Genomic DNA, 19819 nt, shown 5'->3' with positions numbered 1-19819 from the left:
GGGCCCGCCCCTACCCGTCGCCGGCGGCCTCGTCGGCGAGTCGGTGGGCGTGCTCGTGGATGACCTCCCAGACGGCCTCGTCGCGGACCGGGCGGAAGTGCCCGGCCGCGGCCAGGTCGACGTTGGTGGCGCCGGCCAGGTGGGAGCCGCCCGGGATCATCTGGTCCCATGCGGGCGAGAGGGAGACGATGTGGGCGTTGACCGACACCTCGTCGGCGAGCGCCTGGAGCACCGGGTTGCCGGGCGCGAAGAGGCCGAGCGGGGACCGTGCGACCAGCCGGTGGAGCCGGCGCCCCACCGTCGAACCGGCGAACGGGGTCGCCACCGCCACCATGCCGACGGCGGCTGCCTCGTCGCCCTGCGCGAGCAGCACCGCCTTGCCGATGAGTCCCCCCTTGGAGTGGGCGACGAGGACCGCCCCGCTGGTGCCGCGCTGCCGCAGCACGCGCAGGCAACGCTCGGCGGACGCGTCGAGGTCGGCGAGGTTCCAGCCCAGGGTCTCGACGAACTCGACCGGGTGCCCGCGGTCGGAGAGCCAGCGGGCCATAGGCGCAAGGTACGTCCAGGGTTCGAGGATGCCCGGCAGGATCACGATGGGCACGTCACGGCACCGGGAGTCGGGGTCGGGCGCGACGGGCAGGCGCCAGGCTGCGCGCCCCCGCCACACGGCCCTGGCGAGGTCGCCGAGCGCCACGCCCCAGTCATGGACCGTGTCGGCGGTGCGCGCCGCCATCGCGGGCAGCCTCATGGCCGGGCCCCGGCGGTCGTGCAGAGCCGGACCGCTTCGTCGGCGTGGCTGACCATCACCTGGTGCGCTGCGCCCGGGACGACGTGCGACGTGGCGGGACCCCCGGCCCGTTCCCGCAGCAACTCGAGCCAGCCGGCGGGCGCGAGCGCATCGCGCTCGCCCGCCACCAGCGTGACCGGCACCGACACGTCGCCGATCCGTTCCTCGATGCGGTAGTCGGTCATCGCGGGGAAGATCTCGACGAACCAGCGCGGGCCGCAGCGCAGGAAGGCGGCGACGGACAGCCACGCGGACGCGGGCGTCTCGGCGGACGCGGCCTTCAGGAAGCGGCGCACCACCGTCACCGGCCGGCGGTCCTCGGGCCGCACGACCGGCCCCATCAGCACCGCCGCGCGGGCGAGCTGCGGCTCGAGCGCGAGCGCCTCGACCACCACCTGGCAGCCCATGGAATGGCCGACGAGGATCGGCGCCTCCAGCCCTAGCTGGGAGACCACGTCGACCACCGAGTGGGCGAACCCGGGGATCCGGAGGGCCCGGTCGGGCGCGTCGGTGTGGCCGAAGCCGGGGAGGTCGAGTGCCACGACGCGGGCCCGTTCGGCCAGCCGTTGGGCGAAGGGGCGGAAGTAGAGCGACGAGACGCCGAGGCCGTGGACGAGCACGAACACCGGGGTCGAGGGCGACGCGTCCGGGCGCGAGTCGAGCACCGCGACCTCGAGGTCGCGGACCCTCCGGGTGCTCCGGTCGAACCCCTCGAGCTCCTGCATGCCGACTCCCTCCGAGCGTCGCCCGACCATTCCATCATGCCCCCAAGCCACTCGGCGCGGCCGTTGAGGCTGGTTGAGGTTCGGGCCGGCGAAGCCTGAACCTCAAGCTCGACTTCAAGTGTTTATTAAGAAGTGTCCTCAAATCCGCGACGACTCAGCCCACCGCCCAGGGTCGGAGCCGCGAAGCAGTCAAAAGCCCTAGTCAGAGCGCTCGCCGCAGAGCGAATCACACAGATGTGGTTTTCCGTCCCAACACGCGCCGACCACCCCGAGAACCTCAGCAAACTCTCAACCAACCCTTGTTGAGCCTGAGAAAACGGTCCTATGGTCCGTCCAGCCGGATGTACCGGGAGCACCGTCTCCGGGGAAGCGGTGCATCCGTCCCGACACCACGCAGAGGAGAGAACGTGAAGAGGGTAATGAAGGGGTTGCGCATCGGCGCCGCAGCCACAGGGTTGGCGCTCGCGGTGCAGATGTTCGGCTCGCTCGCCATCGGACCGGGCGCGGACGCCCTCAGCGGGCCGGCGAAGGCCACCACCCGCGTCCACGTGCGTGCCGAACCGACGACCCAGAGCACCTCGCTCACGATCCTCGACGTGGGGCAGCAGGTCACCGCCGCCGGCACCACCGACGGCTGGACGACCGTCAACTGGAACGGGCGCACCGGGTACGTCTTCTCCAAGTACCTGACACTCTCGACCGACTCCTCCCGCGTCGTGGAGAGCGCTGCCCCCAGCAACTCCTACGCCACCGCGAACCTGAACGTCCGCACCGGCCCCTCCCTGCAGCACAGCGTCGTCGCCGTCGCGAACAAGGGCGCCACCCTGGACCTCACCGGACGGATCAGCGGCGCCTACACGCAGATCGTCTGGCAGGGCAGCGAGCGCTGGGTCGCCACCCGCTATCTCTCCGTGAACACCCCCACGAGCGGCGTGACGGCCCCCGAGGCCAAGGGCTCCATGCAGACCACCGCCAACCTCAACGTGCGCGTCGGCTCCTCGACGTCGCACCGCACCGTCGGCGTCGTGCCCCGTGGCACCATCCTCCCGGTGACCGGCGCGTCGGCGAACGGCTTCAGCGAGGTCGTCTGGCAGGGCAACTCCCGCTGGGCCTCCGCCCGCTACCTGCGGCCCGTCTCGGACTCCGCCACCTCTCCGGGCACGCCGACGGACCTCCCCGCCACGACGAAGCGCTGGGCGACGGCGAACCTGAACCTCTGGACCGACAGCTCCAGCAACCGCTACAGCGGCGAACTGCCCCGAGGCACCGAGCTGGCCGTCACCGGCAAGGTCGCGAACGGCCGCGCCGAGATCGTCCACAACGGCGCGCTGCGCTGGGTCACCTCCCGCTACACGACCTCCACCGACCCGAACGCCGCCGGCGGCGTCGGCAGCACCCCCGGCAACTGGGACCTCACCTCCGCCCCGATCACCGGCGGGCTGCGCGGAACGGCCCTCAACAAGGGCTACTCCTCCGGCCTCGAGCGCACCAACCCCTACGTGCAGCGGATCGCCGCCGACGTGTGGGAGCGCTTCCCCGAGATCAAGACGCAGTACGGTTGGCGCCGCGACGTGACCCCTGACCATCCCGCCGGCCGCGCCGTCGACGTGATGATCCCCAGCTACAAGACGAACAAGGCCCTGGGCAATGCGATCGCGGAGTACTACCGCAAGCACGCCAAGGAGCTGAACATCAGCTACATCATCTGGGACCAGAAGATCTGGAGCGTCGCCCGCAACAGCGAGGGTTGGCGCGCCATGGCGAGCCGCGGCAGCGACTCCGCCAACCACCTCGACCACGTCCACATCAACACCTACTGAGCTTCTCCTCCTGCGGCGCCCCGGAGCCCCCATCTCCGGGGCGCCGCCCTATGCCTGGAGATGTGCACGCACGGCCGCTAGACGCTGCGCGACGGTGACGCCGCCGCCCAGCGCGAGGAGCAGCACCGCACCCTCGACCGCCCATGGCACCCCGAGGCCGCCCAGCAGCGCACCGAGAACGGCGATCGCGACGCGGTCGGCCCTCGTGACGAGGCCCACGTCGGCACTCGCCCCCACCGCCTCCGCGCGGGCCTTCACGTAGGAGGTGAGCTGGGCCGCGACGAGCGCCGCGACGGCCAGCGCGCCCCACCAGGCCCCCGTCCTGACCACGAGGAACCAGGCCAGCCCGCCGAGGATGCCGGCGTCGGCGACGCGGTCGAGCGTCGAGTCGAGGAAGCTCCCCCACCTCCGGTCGCGATCCGGCAGGGCGCGGGCCATGTGCCCGTCGAGCATGTCGGAGACGGAGAACAGCGCGACGAGCAGCGCCCCCTGCCAGAGCCAGCCGTTGGGGAAGCACACCAGCGCGACGGTGGTGACCGACAGTGTCCCGAACCAGGTGACCGCGTCCGGGGGCACACCTAGCCGCAGCAACCCCGTCGCCACCGGGCGCAGGACCCTCCCCTGCGCCGTCCTGAACCGTTCGAGCATCGCCACGTTCCTCTCCGAGTCGCCTCGCCGCTGGGCAAATTTACTCGGATCGGTTTTCCCTGTAATCTCATCCGAGCTAGTCCCCATCGTCTAGCGGCCTAGGACTCCGCCCTTTCACGGCGGCAACACGGGTTCGAATCCCGTTGGGGATGCCACTTCCCTGGAGGAAGTGAGGGAAGAAACCGGCGGGGCCCACGATTTCACATCTGGGGAAGATCGCCGCTATAGTTTCCCGAGTTGGCAAACGCCAGCAAGGTCAAGAAATTGGCCCCGTAGCGCAGTTGGTTAGCGCGCCGCCCTGTCACGGCGGAGGTCGCGGGTTCGAGTCCCGTCGGGGTCGCCAGGTCTGTAATCAGGCCGCATGGCCAGGTAGCTCAGCTGGTAGCAGCGTTCGCCTGAAAAGTGAAAGGTCGCCGGTTCGATCCCGGCCCTGGCCACCACTCCCCCGCCTCGTCGAGGCGGGGTTCTTTGTTTCCTTCCTGCGGGTCTCCCCTGGCCGGGCTCCGGCAACCTGTGCGGTTCTGATGCCGCACAGGTTGCCGGAGTCCGGTTCACCTGCCTACGTAGGCAGGTGAACCGCACCGGAGGCAGGTAAAGCAGAACGCGGGCCGCCCGAAGGCGACCCGCGTCCAGTCAGTGGTGGCTCAGGAAGCCGCGCCGGCCTTGACGGCCGTGCCGCCGAGGGCGTTGCGCACGAACGTGGGGGTCACGGTGTCGGCGACGACCCAGTTCTCGCCGTAGACGTAGCCGCGGCCCTCGTCGTCCAGCTGCGCGGTCATGGCCTCGACGCCGGCGGCGTCGGCGAACACCATGACGGTGTCCTCGCCGTTGCAGGTGCCGGAGGCCTGGGCCTCGGCGACCTCGTCGGTCTGCTGCCAGTCCTTGCAGGCGTAGTTCTTCTTCTGCAGGGCCGCGACCATGGCGTCGATGGACTCGACGGTCTCGGACTCTGCCTCGTTCTCCGCGGTGGCGTCCTGCGAGGGGGTCTCGGCGGGGGCGCTGGTGGCCGCGGGGGTGCTTGCGGTGGAGGACGCGGTGTCCTGCTCTTCGGCGCCGCACGCAGACAGGGTGGCTGCGAGCCCGATGGCCCCGAGCAGGGCGATTCCACGCTTGCTAAGCACGCGCATGTACTTCATCTCCTTGGGTTGGTTGTGGCCGCGTTCCGGCCGGTCGCACTCGCCCGGCTGGACGCCGGAGAGCAAACGCCTTCCATCGTATCCCGGTTGGTAGGACCAGGTCACATCGGGCGGCGGCTCAGGGGTGCAGCAGGACCGCCACGAGGAGCGTCACCGGGAGCGCGAGGATCGTGGTGAGCAGGATCGTGTCGCGGGCCACGATCTCCCCGACGCGGTAGCGCAGCGCGTACTGGTACATGTTCTGCGCGGTCGGCAGCGACGCCAGGACGGTGGCGGCGTACACCTCCTGCGGCTGGAGCCCGAACGCGTAGGTGGCCAGCAGCCACGCTACCACCGGCAGTGCGAACGACTTCGCCGTCGTGGCGACCAGCACGTCCTTGCGCCCGGTCCCGGCCTGCAGGGGACGCTGGCCGCGCAGCGAGATGCCGAAGGCGATCAGCATCAGCGGCACCGCGGCCCCGCCCAGCAGTTCCAGCGGCAGCATCACCGGCGCGGGCACGCTCCACCCGGCGGCGGAGACGACGATGCCCAGCCCAGAGCCGAGGACGATCGGGTTGACGAACGGCTGGGCGAGGATGCGGCGCAACTGCACCGACCCACTCCGCAGCGCGTCGAGCACCGCCATCAGGAGTGGCGCCATGACGACGAGCTGCAGCACCAGCAGGGGCGCGACGTACTGGCCGTCGCCGATGACGTAGACGGCCACGGGGAGGCCGATGTTGTTCGCGTTGGAGTAGACGGCGGAGTGGGCGCCGATCACGAGCCGTCCGGCGTCGCGGCTGCCGAACAGCCACATCAGGGCCGCGGAGCCGAGACCGACGACGAGGACCGCCACCGCGTGCGTGGCCAGCGAGCCCGTGAAGATGACGCCGATGTCGGCGCGCGCGAGCACGGTGAACAACAGGGCGGGGCTGGCGGCGAAGAACGCGACCTTGTTGAGGACGATGCGGTCCTCGCCGCGCACCACCTTCAGTGCCGCGAGGAGCCAGCCGACGAAGATGACGAAGGCGATGACGCCGAAGCCCGTCAGTACACCAGTCACGTCAGACAGCGTAGGCCCGGAGGAACCGTCGGAGCTCCTCGAACACCTGGGCGCGGACGGGCGGGGCCGACAGCGTCACGTCGTGGAGGGCCCCGGGGATGCGCACGAGGGTCACGTGCCGGCCGAGGTCGTGGGCCCGCTCGGCGATGCGGCGCACGTCGAGCACGCTGTCCAGCTCGCGGTACTCGTCGGTCCATGCCGGGCCGAGGATCCCCATGGCGCTCCGGGTGGCGGTGACCACCAGGATGGGCACGTCGATGTCGAGGCCGCGCGCGATCCGCGCCTGGCCTTGCATGATGGCGCGGAGCCACCCGACGCGCACCCGGAAGGCGGGGTCGCCCTTGAGGTTGCGGTCGAACTCCCATTCGCCGCCGAACTCCTTCGAGATCGCGCGCAGGTAGTGGCCGTTGTCCACCAGCGGCAGGGGCGTCGTCGGCGAGACCCTGGACACCGCCCGCATCAGCGGGTGCGCCGCCGGCCTCGTGATGGGCGAGCCCTGGAACTCGATCCAGGGCGAGTTGAGCGCGAGCGCCCCGAAGGTGCCCGGTCGCTTGTTGGCGTACAGGGCGGCGACGAGGCCGCCGGTGGAGTGGCCGGCCAGCACGATCGACGCGTAGCCCTGCTCCGAGAGGATCGCGACCGCCGCGTCGAGCTCTACGGCGTAGTGCTCGATCTCCGCGACGAAGCCGGCCAACTGGCCGGTGCGCAGCGAGCGGCCGTAACGGCGCAACTCGATGGCGTGGAAGTCGTAGCCCGCCTCGTGGAACGCGTCGGCGGCATGGGTCTGGAAGAAGTAATCGCTCCAACCGTGGATGTACAGCACGGCGCGACGGTGAGTGGGTTCCCCGCGGCGTATCAGGGTCGCTGACAAGGAGCCTTCCGGCTCCAGTGCGTAGGTGGGTTCGTCGGGGAGGGGGATCGTCCGCGTGTGGTAGCCGGACAGCAGGGCGTCATCCGCCCAACCGCTCATCCGCGATCGTCTTCCTCATCGTCGTAGGACTCGTACTCGGACGACTCCTCGTCGTCGTACTCCTCGGCAAGGTCGGCGTACTGGTCGGGTACCTCGACGTATGCGTCGTCCCGCTCGCGGGCGCGGAGCTCGCGCTCCAGCGATGCGAAATCGGTCTCGACTGAACGGTACTTCAGGTCGCGAGCGACCCTCGTCTGCTTTGCCTTTGCACGGCCGCGCCCCATATCGGGTCGACCCCCTTGCTTTGTCCCTCGCGGAAACCCGCGGTATCCATCAATGTCTCGTGCGGCTAGGGTACCCAAGAATTTGGCATTGACCAAAGGCGACATGGCTAAGCTGGGCGCCGTACGACACATTGTAAGGAGCGCCACCTAGACATGGGCAAGATCATCTACACCCTCACAGACGAGGCCCCGCTGCTCGCCACCTATTCGTTCCTGCCGATCGTGGAAGCGTTCGCCGGACAGGCGGGCGTGGACGTCGAGACGAGGGACATCTCCGTCGCCGCCCGCATCCTCGCGCAGTTCACCGATGAACCCGACACGCTGCAGGAGCTGGGCGAGCTGGCGAAGACGCCCGAGGCGAACATCATCAAGCTGCCCAACATCTCCGCGTCCGTGCCGCAGTTGAAGGCCGCGGTCACCGAGCTGCAGTCGCAGGGCTTCGACATCCCCGACTACCCGGAGGATCCGAAGACCGACGAGGAGCGCGCCATCCGCGCCAAGTACGACAAGGTCAAGGGCTCTGCCGTCAACCCCGTCCTCCGCGAGGGCAACTCCGACCGCCGCGCTCCGGAGTCGGTGAAGAACTATGCCCGCAAGAACCCGCACCGCATGGGCGCCTGGACCGGCGACTCGAAGACGTCGGTCGCCACCATGGACGGCGGCGACTTCCGCGCCAACGAGCAGTCGGTCGTGCTGGGCGCCGACGACGTGCTCACGATCCGCCACGTCGGCGCGGACGGCAACGAGACGACCCTCAAGGACGGGCTCAAGGTGCTGGAGGGCGAGGTCGTCGACGCAACCGTCATGAGCGCCGCCGCCCTCGACGCGTTCCTCGCCGAGCAGGTGGAGCGCGCCAAGGCCGACGACGTGCTGTTCTCGGTGCACCTCAAGGCCACCATGATGAAGGTCTCCGACCCCATCATTTTCGGCCACGTCATCAAGGCCTTCTTCGCCGACGTGTTCGAGCGGTACGGCGACGAGCTGGCCGCCGCCGGTCTCTCCCCCAACGACGGTCTGGGCTCGATCTTCGCCGGGCTCGAGCAGCTCGACCGCGGCGAGGAGATCCGCGCCGCGTTCGACGCCGCCATCGAGCGCGGGCCCGAGCTCGCGATGGTCAACTCGGACAAGGGCATCACCAACCTCCACGTGCCCTCCGACGTGATCGTGGACGCCTCCATGCCGGCCATGATCCGCTCCTCCGGCCACATGTGGGGCCCGGACGGCGAGGAGGCCGACACCCTCGCGGTGCTGCCCGACTCCTCCTACGCCGGCGTCTACCAGGCCGTGATCGAGGACTGCAAGGCCAACGGCGCCTACGACCCCCGCACGATGGGCACCGTCCCGAACGTCGGGCTCATGGCGCAGAAGGCCGAGGAGTACGGCAGCCACGACAAGACCTTCGAGATCCCGGCCGCGGGCCGCGTCGAGGTCGTCAACGGGGCCGGTGACGTGCTGATGCGCCACGAGGTGGCCGGGGGCGACGTGTGGCGCGCCTGCCAGACCAAGGACCTCCCGATCCAGGACTGGGTGGGCCTCGCGGTGCGCCGCGCCCGCGCGACGGGGTGGCCGGCGGTCTTCTGGCTGGACGAGTCCCGCGCCCACGACCGCAACCTGATCGAGAAGGTGCAGCGCTACCTCGCCGACCACGACACCGACGGTCTGGAGATCAAGGTCCTGTCGCCGATCGAGGCGACGAAGTACACGGTCGAGCGCATCCGTCGCGGCGAGAACACCATCTCGGTCACCGGCAACGTGCTGCGCGACTACCTCACCGACCTGTTCCCGATCCTGGAGCTGGGCACGTCGGCGAAGATGCTCTCCATCGTCCCGCTGATGGCCGGCGGCGGCCTGTTCGAGACGGGCGCGGGCGGCTCGGCCCCCAAGCACGTCCAGCAGCTCGTCCAGGAGAACTACCTGCGTTGGGACTCCCTCGGTGAGTTCCTCGCGCTGGCCGCCTCGCTGGAGCACCTCGCCACCGCGCAGGGCGTCGAGCGGGCCGCCGTGCTCGCCCGCACGCTCGACGAGGCGAACGGGAAGTTCCTGGAGAACGACAAGTCCCCGACGCGTCGCCTGGGCAGCATCGACAACCGCGGATCGCACTACTGGCTGGCCCGCTACTGGGCGGAGACGCTGGCGGCGCAGACCGAGGACGCGGAACTGGCGGAGCGGTTCGCCCCCGTGGCGAAGGCGCTCGCCGACGAGGAGGAGACCATCGTCGCCGAGCTGAACGGCGTCCAGGGTTCCCCCGCGGACATCGGCGGCTACTACCGCCCCAACGCGACGAAGGCCGCCGCCGTGATGCGGCCGTCGACGACCCTGAACGGGATCATCGACGCGCTCTGACCCGCGTCAGGCGGTGACCGCCACCCAAGCGATGAAGGCCACCACGCTCACCACCGTGTACAAGCTCAGCACGTTGGTGGCGTAGGTGGCCTCTTCGCGTCGGTCCCGCGGGAGGTAGATCGGGACGATGAACGGCGGCGGCAGGATCAGCAGCGTGAAGATGGCCGCCTCCACGATGGGCGGCAGCCCGAGCAGCGTCCTGATGACCAGCCAGTTCACCAGCAGAGCCAGGGCGAGGACGACGACGAAGCGCACCGCCACGAGCGGCGCGGCCTGGCGGAAGCCCGCCCGGTCGAGCCGCGTGCCGTAGCCGACCACGATGAGGATGATGGGCACGATCGTCGCGGCCACCCAGGTGAGCGTCTGCAGGACCGCGGCGCCGACGGGGCTGGCGGCGATCGGGTCGCGCAGCCCCGAGACGTTGAGGATGACGCCGGCCGCGATCGCCAGGATCACCGGCGACGTCACGAAGGAGCGCACGGTGTTCAGCGCCGACACCGCACCCTCCATCCTGCGCCGCAGCAGCGTGACGAAGATGAACCAGATGAAGAACTCGTGGCCGAGCCCCACCATGCCGGCGATCGGGACGTTCTCCTGCCCGTAGGCGGCGGTGAACAGCGCGAGGCCGAGCATCCCGAACTCGAAGCCGGTGAACAGGTAGGGGGTGACGTCCGACGAGCCGGGGAGCACCCGTCGCGCCCCGTGCCCGAGGGCCAGCAGGAGCAGGCACAGCAGGGGCACCAGCACGACGATGACCAGGTACTCCGGCTGGAACTCGATCGCCAGGAACGCGTTGAACAGCACGGCGGGCAGCACCACCGTGACCACCAGCCGTTTCAGCGTGTCGACGCCGGCGTCGTCCAGCACTCGCGTGACCCGCAGCAGCGTCCCGAGCCCGATCAGCAGGATGATCGGCAGCACCACCAGCAGGGTGCCCGAAATAGATTCCATTGCCACTCCCTCGTCAGCACTGGAATCATCCCACGGCCCGGGCAAGGGGGAATCGACGGCCCCAGACCCGGTCGGTACGATGAACACCATGCCTGAATTTGCGCATACAAACGGCGCCATGCACGCCGACGAATCCCCTCAGACGGATCACCGGGTCCTCGGCCCGGCCAACAAGCCCACGCACCCGATGGCGCTCGCGCCCGTCGCGACCCCGCGCCACTCGGTGGACGGCTTCGTCCAGGAGTTCCTCCACGAACTCAACACCACCCAGGGTGTGACGCTCTCCGCGTCGACGATCAACGACCAGTACAAGGCGCTCGCCCTCACCGTGCGCAACTACCTGATGGCGCGATGGCTCGAGACCACGCGCAACTCGATCAAGTCGAAGTCGAAGGCCGTCGCCTACCTCTCCGCCGAGTACCTGCTGGGCCGCCAGCTCGGCAACGCCCTGCTCGCCGCCGACCTCGCGGACATCGCCCAGGAGGGCCTCAAGCAGTGCGGCATCGAGCTGTGGCAGCTGCGTGCCCAAGAGGTCGAACCCGGCCTCGGCAACGGCGGCCTCGGCCGCCTGGCGGCCTGCTTCATCGACTCGCTCGCCACCATGAACGTCCCCAGTGTCGGCTACGGCATCCGCTACGAGTACGGCATCTTCCGCCAGACGTTCGTCGACGGCCGGCAGGTGGAGCAGCCCGACACCTGGCTCTCCCTGGGCTCCCCCTGGGAGTTCCCGCACCCCGAGGCCGCGGTCACGATCAACTTCGGCGGCACCACCGAGAAGTACACCGACGAGGACGGCCGGGAGCGCACCCGCTGGCTCCCCGAGTGGGACGTCCAGGCCATCCCCTACAACTACATGGTCCCCGGCTACCTGAACGGGCGCGTCAACACGCTCCGCCTGTGGAGCGCGGAGGCGACGAGGGCCTTCGACCTGCAGATCTTCAACTCGGGCGACTACGCCCGGGCCGTGCGCGCGCAGACGTTCGCGGAGAACATCTCCAAGGTGCTCTACCCCGAGGACTCCACGCCGCAGGGCAAGGAACTGCGCCTGCAGCAGCAGTACTTCTTCGTCGCAGCCTCGATCCGCGACTTCATCAACCAGGTGCTCGGCGAGGACTTCGACCTCCACAACCTGAGCGACCGCATCATCTTCCAGCTCAACGACACCCACCCCGTGATCGGCGTCCCCGAACTGATGCGGGTCCTGATCGACGAGGAGGGCTTCGGCTGGGACGAGGCGTGGGAAGTCACGAGCAAGTGCTTCGCCTACACCTGCCACACCCTGCTGCCCGAGGCCCTCGAGGTCTGGCCGACGGAGCTGCTCGGCCGGCTGCTGCCGCGCCACCTGGAGATCATCTACGCCATCAACGACCGCTTCCTCGAGCAGGTGCGGGACCGGTTCCCCGGCGACGAGGTCCGCGTCGGCCGGATGTCGATCATCGCCGAGTACCCCGAGCGTGCCGTCCGCATGGCGCACCTCGCGTCGGTTGCGGCGACGAAGATCAACGGCGTCGCCGAGCTGCACTCGCAGCTGCTGCGCGACAAGGTGCTGAAGGACTTCGCCGACCTCTGGCCGGAGAAGTTCACCAACGTCACCAACGGCGTCACGCCGCGCCGGTTCCTGCGGATGGCCAACTACAAGCTGTCCGGGCTCCTGACGGAGACCATCGGCAGCGGCTGGGTCACGGACCTGGAGCGGCTGCGCGAGCTCGAGCCCTGCGCGGACGACCCGGAGTTCCGGGAGAAGTTCCGCGAGGTGAAGGCATTCAACAAGCGCCGCCTCACGAACCTCCTCCGTGCCCGCGACGGCATCGACCTCCCCGAGGGCCACATGCTCGACGTGATGGTGAAGCGCCTGCACGAGTACAAGCGGCAGTCGCTGAAGATCCTCCACGTGATCTCGCTGTACGAGCAGGTCATCTCCGGGAAGATCTCCGCGGACGAGATCACGCCCCGCACCGTCGTGTTCGGCGCGAAGGCGGCCCCCGGCTACCGGCTGGCGAAGGACACCATCCACCTGATCAACAAGGTGGCGTCGGTGGTGAACGAGGACAAGCGCCTCGACGGGCGCCTCAAGGTCGCGTTCCCCGCCAACTACAACGTCACCCTCGCCGAGAAGCTGATCCCCGCGGCCGACCTGTCGGAGCAGATCTCGCTGGCCGGCAAGGAGGCGTCGGGCACCGGCAACATGAAGTTCGCCCTGAACGGCGCCCTCACCATCGGCACGGACGACGGCGCGAACGTGGAGATCCGCGAGCTCGTCGGCGACGACCACTTCTTCCTGTTCGGCATGACCGAGCCGGAGGTCGAGGCGCTGCAGGCGAAGGGCTACCACCCGGGCGAGTACTACCAGAACAACCCGCAGCTCAAGGCCGCCGTGGACCTGATCCAGTCGGGCATCTTCTCCGGCGGCGACCGCGGCACGTTCGACTCGCTCACCTCGAGCTGGCTGTACCACGACCGCTTCATGGTGTTCGCGGACTTCGACTCCTACATCGCGGCCCAGAAGAAGGTCGAGGAGAAGTACGCGGACCAGGACGCCTGGACGAGGTCCGCGATCCTCAACATGGCGCGCACCGGCTACTTCAGCTCGGACCGCTCCATGCGTGACTACATGACCCGGATCTGGAACATCACCCCGGACTTCTGATTCCAGCCACCAACCAGTGGGAGGCCTTGCACCGAGCTCGGTGCAAGGCCTCCCACTCGTTATGGGGGCGGGGGGCTACCGCAACTCGGCGCCCGAGCCGCCCTCGACGATCTCGCCCAGCACCCATGAGTCGACGCCCCGCTCCCCCAGAAGGGCGATCGCGCCGTCGACCGACGTCTCGGGCAGGACGGCGACCATCCCGACACCCATGTTGAGCGTCGCGTCGACGTCGGCCTGCTCGAGGTTGCCGACGGACTGGACGAGCTGGAAGATCGCCGGCGGGGTCCAAGTGTTGCGCTGCAGGAGCGCGGTGGCGCCGTCGGGGATGACACGGGCGAGGTTCGCCGCGAGCCCGCCTCCGGTGATGTGGCTGAGCGCGTGCACCTCGACGGCGTCGATGAGCGCGAGGACGTCCTTCGCGTAGACCTTGGTCGGCTCGAGCAGTTCCTCGCCGAGGGCCCGGCCCAGCTCGTCGACGTGCCGGTCGAGCGTCCAGCCGGCCTCCTGGAGCAGGACGTGCCGGACCAGGGAGTAGCCGTTGGAGTGCAGGCCCGACGAGGCCATGGCGACCACCACGTCGCCCGGCTGAACCCGCTGCGGACCGAGGATCTTGGAACGCTCGACGACGCCGGTCGTGGCGCCGGCCACGTCGTACTCGTCCGGGCCCAGCAGCCCGGGGTGCTCGGCGGTCTCGCCGCCGACGAGGGAGCAGCCCGCCTCGACGCAGGCGTCGGCGATGCCGCCGACGATCGCGGCGATCCGCTCGGGGACGACCTTGCCGGTGGCTATGTAGTCGGTGACGAACAGGGGCTCGGCGCCCGTGACGACGAGGTCGTCGACGAGCATGCCGATGAGGTCGTAGCCGATGGTGTCGTGCTTGTCGAGGGCCTGAGCGATCGCGACCTTGGTGCCCACCCCGTCGGTGGAGCTGACGAGCACCGGGTGCTCCATCGTCTTGAACGCGCTGGCGTCGAAGAAGCCGGCGAATCCGCCGAGCCCGCCGAGCACCTCGGGGCGGCGGCTCTTCGCGACGGAGGCCTTCATCAGCTCGACGGCGCGGTCACCGGCCTCGATGTCGACTCCGGCGCGGGCGTAGGCGTTGGTCACTCTCACTCCTTGGGTTGGATGCCGAGCAGCTTCGCATGCTGCGGCGGGATCGCGACGGGGTAGTTGCCGTCGAAACAGGCGCGGCACAGCTTGTCGGCCGGCACGGTGGTGGCCTGGGTCATGCCGTCAAGCGACACGAAGCCCAGCGAGTCGGCACCGATCGAGCTGCAGATGTCGTCGACGCTCAGCCCGGGCGCGATGAGCTCGGCGCGGGTGGCGAAGTCGATGCCGTAGAAGCAGGGCCACTGCACCGGCGGCGAGGAGATCCGGACGTGGACCTCCTTGGCGCCCGCCTCGCGCAGCATCCGCACGAGTGCGCGCTGGGTGTTGCCGCGGACGATGGAGTCGTCGACCACGACGAGCCGCTTGCCCTCGATCACCTCGCGCAGGGGGTTGAGCTTGAGCCGGATGCCGAGCTGGCGGATCGTCTGCGACGGCTGGATGAACGTCCGGCCGACGTAGGAGTTCTTCACGAGCCCCATGCCGAACTCGATGCCGGACTCCTTGGCGTAGCCGATGGCCGACGGGGTGCCCGAGTCCGGGGTGGGGATGACGAGGTCCGCGTCGGCGGGCGCCTCGCGGGCGAGCTGTCGGCCGATCTCGACGCGGGTGGCGTAGATGCCGCGGCCGGCGATGCGGGTGTCGGGGCGCGCCAGGTAGACGTACTCGAAGATGCAGCCCTTCGGCCGCGCCGGCGCGAAGCGGTGCGTGCGCAGGCCGGCCCCGTCGATGACGATGAACTCGCCGGGCTCCACCTCGCGGACGAAGCTGGCGCCGACGATGTCGAGCGCGGCCGTCTCGGAGGCGACGACCCAGCCCGACTGCAGCCTGCCGAGGACCAGGGGCCGGAAGCCCTGCGGGTCGCGGGCCGCGTACAGCGTGTGCTCGGTCATGTACACGAACGAGAAGGCGCCGCGCAGCTTCGGCAGCACCTCCATCGACACCTCCTCGAGCGGGCGGTCGCCGAACGCCACCATCAGGGCGCTCACGAGGGAGGTGTCGTTGGTGGAGTCCATGCTCTTCTTGGACGCCACCTTCGCCTGGGGCGCGAGTTCGGCGAGCCACTCCTCCAACTCGTGGGTGTTGGTGAGGTTGCCGTTGTGCGCGAGTGCGAGGCCGGTGCCGTCGGAGAAGGACCGGAACGTGGGCTGGGCGTTCTGCCAGACGCTGGCCCCGGTGGTGGCGTAGCGCGTGTGGCCGACGGCCATCATGCCGGGCAGCGACTTCAGCGTGGACTCGTCGAAGACCTGGGCGACGAGGCCCATGTCCTTGAACACCATGATCCGCTGGCCCGTGGAGACGGCCATACCGGCCGACTCCTGCCCGCGGTGCTGCAGCGCGAAGAGGCCGAAGTAGGTGAGCTGCGCCACGTCCTCGTCGGGCGCCCACACGCCGAACACGCCACACTCGTCCTGCGGGAGGCGTTCGGTGGGGTCGACGTCGAGCGAGAGTTTGCCATCGGGTCTCAGCACCCGAACAGCTTACCGCGCGCGGCCCCGCTGGCCTACGCCCCGCTCAGCCCGCGTACCGGTAGGCGAGGTTGCCGAGGACGTAGTCCCAGCCCTGACGGTAGGAGTCCACGTTGTCCGCGTTCGCCACGTCGTGCGTCACCGTCACCGCGGTGCCGCCGTCATTCCCGTCGAACTCCACCACCACGGGTTCCTCCTCGCCCGGCACGCCGTGGTCGATCCAGGTCCACGTGAGCTCGAGGCGGCGCGGCTCGTCGACGCTGCGGAAGCGCCCCTCGATGCCCATCCCGCGCTCCTCCGAGACGATGGAGTACTCACCGCCCTCACGACCGTCCACGGTGTAGGTGGTGTCGGGGATCTCGGGCCACCACCATCGCCGCAGCGCGTCCGCGGAGAGCCACTGCGGAAACACCTCGGTGGGCTCCGCATTGATGTGTGTGCTGACGACCAGTGGTGTTCCCATGCCGGGTCCTTCCTCGAGCGACCACTCCACTCTATGCTTCGGCGCGACCAGGGGCGCGTGCTCAGCGGCTGAGCAGCAGCGCCTCGCCCTGGCCACCGCCGCCACAGAGGGAGACGGCCGCCCTGCCCGCGCCGCGACGCCGGAGCTCGGCCGCCGCGTGGAGGGCCAACCGGGCGCCGGATGCGCCGATGGGGTGGCCCAGCGCGATGGCGCCACCGTGGATGTTGGTCCTCTCCTGTGGGTATCCCAGCGACTTGGCCGACGCGGCGACCACCGCCCCGAACGCCTCGTTCACCTCGAGGAAGTCCAGCTCGTCGAGCTCCCAGCCGGTCTTGGCGAGCGCAGCCCGGACGGCGTCGGCGGGCTGCTCGTGCAGCTGTGTGTCGGGTCCCGCCACCTGGCCCGCGGCCCCGACGACGGCCCAGACGTCGAGCCCGTGGCGTTCGGCGTAGTCGCGGGAGGTGATCACGAGCGCGGCGGCGCCGTCGCTGATGGGTGAGGAGTTGCCGGCGGTGATGGTGCCGTCCCTGCTGAACGCCGGTCGCAGCCCGGCCAGCGACTCCATCGTCGTCTCCGGGCGGACGCCCTCGTCGGTGTCGACGACGACCGGCTCGCCCCGGCGCTGCGGGATGCTGACCGGGGCGATCTCGTCGGCGAACGCCCCACTCCGCTGCGCCTCGGCCGCACGCCGGTGCGACGCGACGGCCGCCTCGTCCTGCGCCTCGCGGGAGATCTTGCGCTCGATCGAGCCGCCCTCGGTGAGCAGACCCATGGACTGCTTCGAGGCGGCGTCGTCGAGCCCGTCGATCGCCATGTGGTCCTCGAGCGCCGACGGGCCGTACTTCACTCCCCCGCGCACCCGCGCCAGGTGCGGCGCGTTGGACATGGACTCCATGCCGCCGACGACCAGCACCTCCGCGTCGCCGGCGCGGATCGCGCGCGCCCCGTGGGTGACGGCGACCAGCCCCGAGAGGCACACCTTGTTGATGGTCTCGGCCCACACGCCCATGTCGAGGCCCGCGGCGACGGCGACCTGCTTGGCCGGGTTCTGGCCGCAGCCCGCCTGCAGCACCTGGCCGAGGATGACCCCGTCGACGTCGGCGCGCTCCACCCCGGACCGCTCCAGGGCCGCCCGAACGGCGACGGTGCCCAGCTCCACCGCGCCGAGTGACGACAGCTGGCCCATCAGCCGGCCCTGCGGGGTCCGCGCCCCGCCCACGATCACGACTTCGGTCATGCCACCTTCTCCTCTTCGACGACGAAGTCCGGCTCCGTGCGCTGCCGGACCTCCTCCACGGTGTGCCCGGGCGCGACGTCACGCAGCACGAGGCCGTCGTCGGTGACGTCGAACACGGCGATGTCGGTGATGATGCGGTCCACGACGCCCACGCCGGTCAGCGGCAGGGAGCACTCGCGGACGATCTTGTACGAGCCGTCACGCGCGTTGTGGTCGGTGACGACGATGACGCGCGGCGTCCCGGCCACCAGGTCCATCGCCCCGCCCATGCCCTTGACCAGCTTCCCGGGGATCTGCCAGTTCGCCAGGTCGCCGGTGCCGGAGACCTGCATGGCACCCAGCACCGCGACCTTCACCTTGCCGGCCCGGATCATGCCGAACGAGGTGGCGGAGTCGAAGATCGACGCCCCCTTCGTGAGGGTGATGGTCTGCTTCCCTGCGTTGATCAGGTCGGGGTCCTCATCGCCCTCATACGGGAACGGCCCCATGCCGAGCACGCCGTTCTCGCTCTGCAGCACGACGCGGACGCCCTCGGGCAGGTTGTTCGCCACCAGCGTCGGGATCCCGATGCCGAGGTTGACGTAGTCGCCGTCCCGCAGCTCGGAGGCGGCGATGGCCGCCATCCCGTCGCGTGTCCAGGCCATGTCAGGCTCCTTCCCGCACCGGCCGCGGCCGGACGGTGCGCTGCTCGATGTCCTTGCCCTCGCCCGAGAACCGGTGCACCGCCGTCACGAACACGCCAGGGGTGACGACGTGGTCCGGGTCGAGCTCGCCGAGCCCGACGATCTCCTCCGCCTCCGCGAACGTCACCCTCCCGCAGCTGGCCACGACCGGGTTGAAGTTGCGGGCGGTGAGCCGGTAGACGAGGTTGCCGTCGGTGTCCGCGCGCCACGCGTGCACCAGTGCCAGGTCGGCGACGATCGCCTCCTCCCGCACGTAGGTCCGTCCCCCGAACTCCGCCGTGGGCTTGCCCTCGGCGACCACGGTGCCCACGCCGGTGGCGGTGTAGAAGGCCGGAATCCCCGAACCTCCTGCGCGCATGCGCTCCGCCAGGGTCCCCTGCGGCACGAACTCGACGTCGAGTTCACCGTCGATGAACTGCTGCATGAACAGCTTGTTCTCTCCGACGTAGCTGGCCAGCACCTTGGTGATCTGGTGGTTCTCCAGCAGGAGGCCGAGCCCCTTGCCGTCGACCCCCAGGTTGTTGGAGACGATCGTGAGGTCCTTCACCCCGGACTCCTTGACCGCCCTGATCAGGTCGCTCGGGATCCCGCACAGCCCGAACCCGCCGGCGGCGATCGTCATCCCGTCGAACAGGTGCGGCGCCAGTGCCGCACCGAGGTCGTCGACCACCTTGCTCATGTGCCCTCCTTCACGGCTCGCACGATCGCCTCGACCCCGGGCGGGTCGAAGACGATGGTGTAGTGGTTGATGCCCTCGACCTTCCGCGACGTGAGGTTCGGCACCCGCTCCACCCAGCGGGCCAGGTACTCGTCGCGGAACAGTCCCGTGGGCTGGTCGAGCATGCCGCGCTCGGCCTGCAGGAACAGCGCCGGCACGGCGAGCGCCTCGATCGCGGCCATCAGCGCCCCGTCCGTCTCGGCGAGGTCGATGGTGTCCTCCTCCAGCGCGGCGAACTTCGTCGCGGGCCGGAAGGGCGCGGCCTCCCCGTCGAGGTCGTAGTCGATGTAGCCGGTCACGTCGTCGCTCCACGGCTGCGGGAACGCGGGGTGCGCCCGCCACAGGTCGCGGTACTCCTCCGGGCTGGCGAAGGTCATGGAGAGGCGTTCGGCGGCCGGGCCGAGGATGGCCGCGATGGACTCGTCGGGCGCGACGCCGGCGGGCAGCTCCAGCGGCATCCCGCCGTCGACGAGCACCAGCCGGTCCATGAAGCGCGGGTGCCGGTGGGCGAGGACGACGGCCACGAAGGCCCCCATCGAGTGGCCGACGGGCAGGGCGCGCTCGATGCCGAGGTGGTCGAGCACCTCGGCGACGTCGTCGGCGTGGCGCGCCATGCCGTACGGGCGCGGCAGTGCGTTGCTGCGGCCGCGGCCACGCAGGTCGGGCGCGACGATCCGGTACTCAGGCAGCGCACGGGCGACGGTGGCGAAGGCCCGGTGCGAGGACGTGACGCCGTGGATGGCGACGATGGTGCCGACCGGCTCGGCCTCCGGTTCCCAGAGGCCGAAGTGCAGGCCGCCCGGCACCTCCTCGAGCCGGTAGCTCTGTTGGATCGTCTCGCTCATCGGT

Annotated in this window: 18 protein-coding genes and 3 tRNA genes; 6 read left to right on the top strand and 15 right to left on the bottom strand. The window is 69.9% G+C overall.

From position 1 onward, the window contains the following. Window positions 1-10 precede the first annotated feature (10 nt). Both BLR46_RS08370 and BLR46_RS08365 read right to left on the bottom strand, forming a co-directional pair. Entirely contained in the window at window positions 11-748 is a 738-nt protein-coding gene (locus BLR46_RS08370; RefSeq protein ID WP_143008253.1) for an esterase/lipase family protein, read from the bottom strand. Beyond that, a complete protein-coding gene (locus BLR46_RS08365; protein ID WP_176761714.1) occupies window positions 745-1512 on the bottom strand; it encodes an alpha/beta fold hydrolase in 768 nt (255 codons plus the stop codon). Before BLR46_RS08365 ends, BLR46_RS08370 begins: the two co-directional genes overlap by 4 nt. A 407-nt stretch (window positions 1513-1919) precedes the next feature. Between BLR46_RS08365 and BLR46_RS08360 the strand changes: the two genes are divergently transcribed. Further along, window positions 1920-3332: an SH3 domain-containing protein gene (locus BLR46_RS08360; RefSeq protein WP_176761713.1), complete on the top strand. Its 1413-nt coding sequence runs from the start codon at window positions 1920-1922 to the stop codon at window positions 3330-3332. A gap of 48 nt (window positions 3333-3380) precedes the next feature. Here the strand turns inward: BLR46_RS08360 and pgsA are convergent, their stop codons facing one another. Further along, window positions 3381-3980, bottom strand: coding sequence for a phosphatidylinositol phosphate synthase (gene pgsA, locus BLR46_RS08355; RefSeq protein WP_093250991.1), 600 nt, complete (start codon window positions 3978-3980; stop codon window positions 3381-3383). 79 nt (window positions 3981-4059) lie between these two features. On the opposite strand from pgsA, the gene BLR46_RS08350 reads away from it, so the two are divergent. The 3 genes from BLR46_RS08350 to BLR46_RS08340 all read left to right on the top strand — a co-directional run bounded on the left by BLR46_RS08350 (window position 4060) and on the right by BLR46_RS08340 (window position 4420). Further along, window positions 4060-4135 (top strand) — tRNA-Glu (locus BLR46_RS08350). 111 nt (window positions 4136-4246) lie between these two features. Beyond that, window positions 4247-4323, top strand: a tRNA-Asp gene (locus tag BLR46_RS08345). A 20-nt stretch (window positions 4324-4343) separates the two neighbouring features. Continuing rightward, window positions 4344-4420 (top strand) — tRNA-Phe (locus tag BLR46_RS08340). 204 nt (window positions 4421-4624) lie between these two features. On the opposite strand, the gene BLR46_RS08335 is transcribed toward BLR46_RS08340, so the two are convergent. The 4 genes from BLR46_RS08335 to BLR46_RS08320 all read right to left on the bottom strand — a co-directional run bounded on the left by BLR46_RS08335 (window position 4625) and on the right by BLR46_RS08320 (window position 7352). Further along, a complete protein-coding gene (locus BLR46_RS08335) occupies window positions 4625-5107 on the bottom strand; it encodes a hypothetical protein (RefSeq protein ID WP_143008252.1) in 483 nt (160 codons plus the stop codon). 127 nt (window positions 5108-5234) lie between these two features. Then, window positions 5235-6158, bottom strand: coding sequence for an AEC family transporter (locus tag BLR46_RS08330; RefSeq protein WP_093250988.1), 924 nt, complete (start codon window positions 6156-6158; stop codon window positions 5235-5237). A gap of 1 nt (window position 6159) precedes the next feature. Further along, entirely contained in the window at window positions 6160-7128 is a 969-nt protein-coding gene (locus BLR46_RS08325) for an alpha/beta hydrolase (protein WP_093250987.1), read from the bottom strand. After that, on the bottom strand, window positions 7125-7352 hold the full coding sequence (locus tag BLR46_RS08320; protein WP_093250985.1) for a DUF3073 domain-containing protein: 228 nt from the start codon (window positions 7350-7352) through the stop codon (window positions 7125-7127). The genes BLR46_RS08325 and BLR46_RS08320 overlap by 4 nt, the downstream gene beginning before the upstream one ends. A gap of 153 nt (window positions 7353-7505) precedes the next feature. Between BLR46_RS08320 and BLR46_RS08315 the strand changes: the two genes are divergently transcribed. Then, complete coding sequence (locus tag BLR46_RS08315; RefSeq protein ID WP_093250982.1) at window positions 7506-9695, top strand: NADP-dependent isocitrate dehydrogenase; 2190 nt, start codon at window positions 7506-7508, stop codon at window positions 9693-9695. A 6-nt stretch (window positions 9696-9701) separates the two neighbouring features. Here the strand turns inward: BLR46_RS08315 and BLR46_RS08310 are convergent, their stop codons facing one another. Beyond that, on the bottom strand, window positions 9702-10646 hold the full coding sequence (locus BLR46_RS08310; protein ID WP_143008251.1) for an AEC family transporter: 945 nt from the start codon (window positions 10644-10646) through the stop codon (window positions 9702-9704). Window positions 10647-10734: 88 nt separating this feature from the next. Between BLR46_RS08310 and BLR46_RS08305 the strand changes: the two genes are divergently transcribed. Continuing rightward, the gene (locus tag BLR46_RS08305) at window positions 10735-13293 is read left to right on the top strand and encodes a glycogen/starch/alpha-glucan phosphorylase (protein ID WP_245701604.1); all 2559 of its coding nucleotides are present in this window, start codon (window positions 10735-10737) and stop codon (window positions 13291-13293) included. A gap of 75 nt (window positions 13294-13368) precedes the next feature. Here BLR46_RS08305 and purM read toward each other — a convergent pair whose 3' ends face one another. From purM to BLR46_RS08270, 7 genes are all read right to left on the bottom strand, one after another. Next, window positions 13369-14400, bottom strand: a complete 1032-nt coding sequence (gene purM, locus BLR46_RS08300; protein WP_425441387.1) for a phosphoribosylformylglycinamidine cyclo-ligase — start codon at window positions 14398-14400, stop codon at window positions 13369-13371. A gap of 2 nt (window positions 14401-14402) precedes the next feature. After that, window positions 14403-15872, bottom strand: coding sequence for an amidophosphoribosyltransferase (purF, locus tag BLR46_RS08295; RefSeq protein ID WP_093250976.1), 1470 nt, complete (start codon window positions 15870-15872; stop codon window positions 14403-14405). Between the two features lie 43 nt (window positions 15873-15915). Continuing rightward, the gene (locus tag BLR46_RS08290; RefSeq protein ID WP_093250973.1) at window positions 15916-16332 is read right to left on the bottom strand and encodes an SRPBCC family protein; all 417 of its coding nucleotides are present in this window, start codon (window positions 16330-16332) and stop codon (window positions 15916-15918) included. A gap of 61 nt (window positions 16333-16393) precedes the next feature. Further along, on the bottom strand, window positions 16394-17569 hold the full coding sequence (locus BLR46_RS08285) for an acetyl-CoA C-acetyltransferase (protein WP_093250971.1): 1176 nt from the start codon (window positions 17567-17569) through the stop codon (window positions 16394-16396). Next, entirely contained in the window at window positions 17566-18213 is a 648-nt protein-coding gene (locus BLR46_RS08280) for a CoA transferase subunit B (protein ID WP_093250968.1), read from the bottom strand. The genes BLR46_RS08285 and BLR46_RS08280 overlap by 4 nt, the downstream gene beginning before the upstream one ends. Window position 18214: 1 nt before the next feature. After that, complete coding sequence (locus tag BLR46_RS08275; protein ID WP_093250963.1) at window positions 18215-18931, bottom strand: CoA transferase subunit A; 717 nt, start codon at window positions 18929-18931, stop codon at window positions 18215-18217. Next, window positions 18928-19815: an alpha/beta fold hydrolase gene (locus tag BLR46_RS08270; protein ID WP_093250962.1), complete on the bottom strand. Its 888-nt coding sequence runs from the start codon at window positions 19813-19815 to the stop codon at window positions 18928-18930. The genes BLR46_RS08275 and BLR46_RS08270 overlap by 4 nt, the downstream gene beginning before the upstream one ends. Between the last annotated feature and the right edge of the window lie 4 nt (window positions 19816-19819).

Source organism: Tessaracoccus oleiagri, assembly GCF_900103275.1.
GTDB lineage: Bacteria > Actinomycetota > Actinomycetes > Propionibacteriales > Propionibacteriaceae > Arachnia > Arachnia oleiagri.
This window is presented reverse-complemented; position numbering and strand designations above follow the sequence as displayed.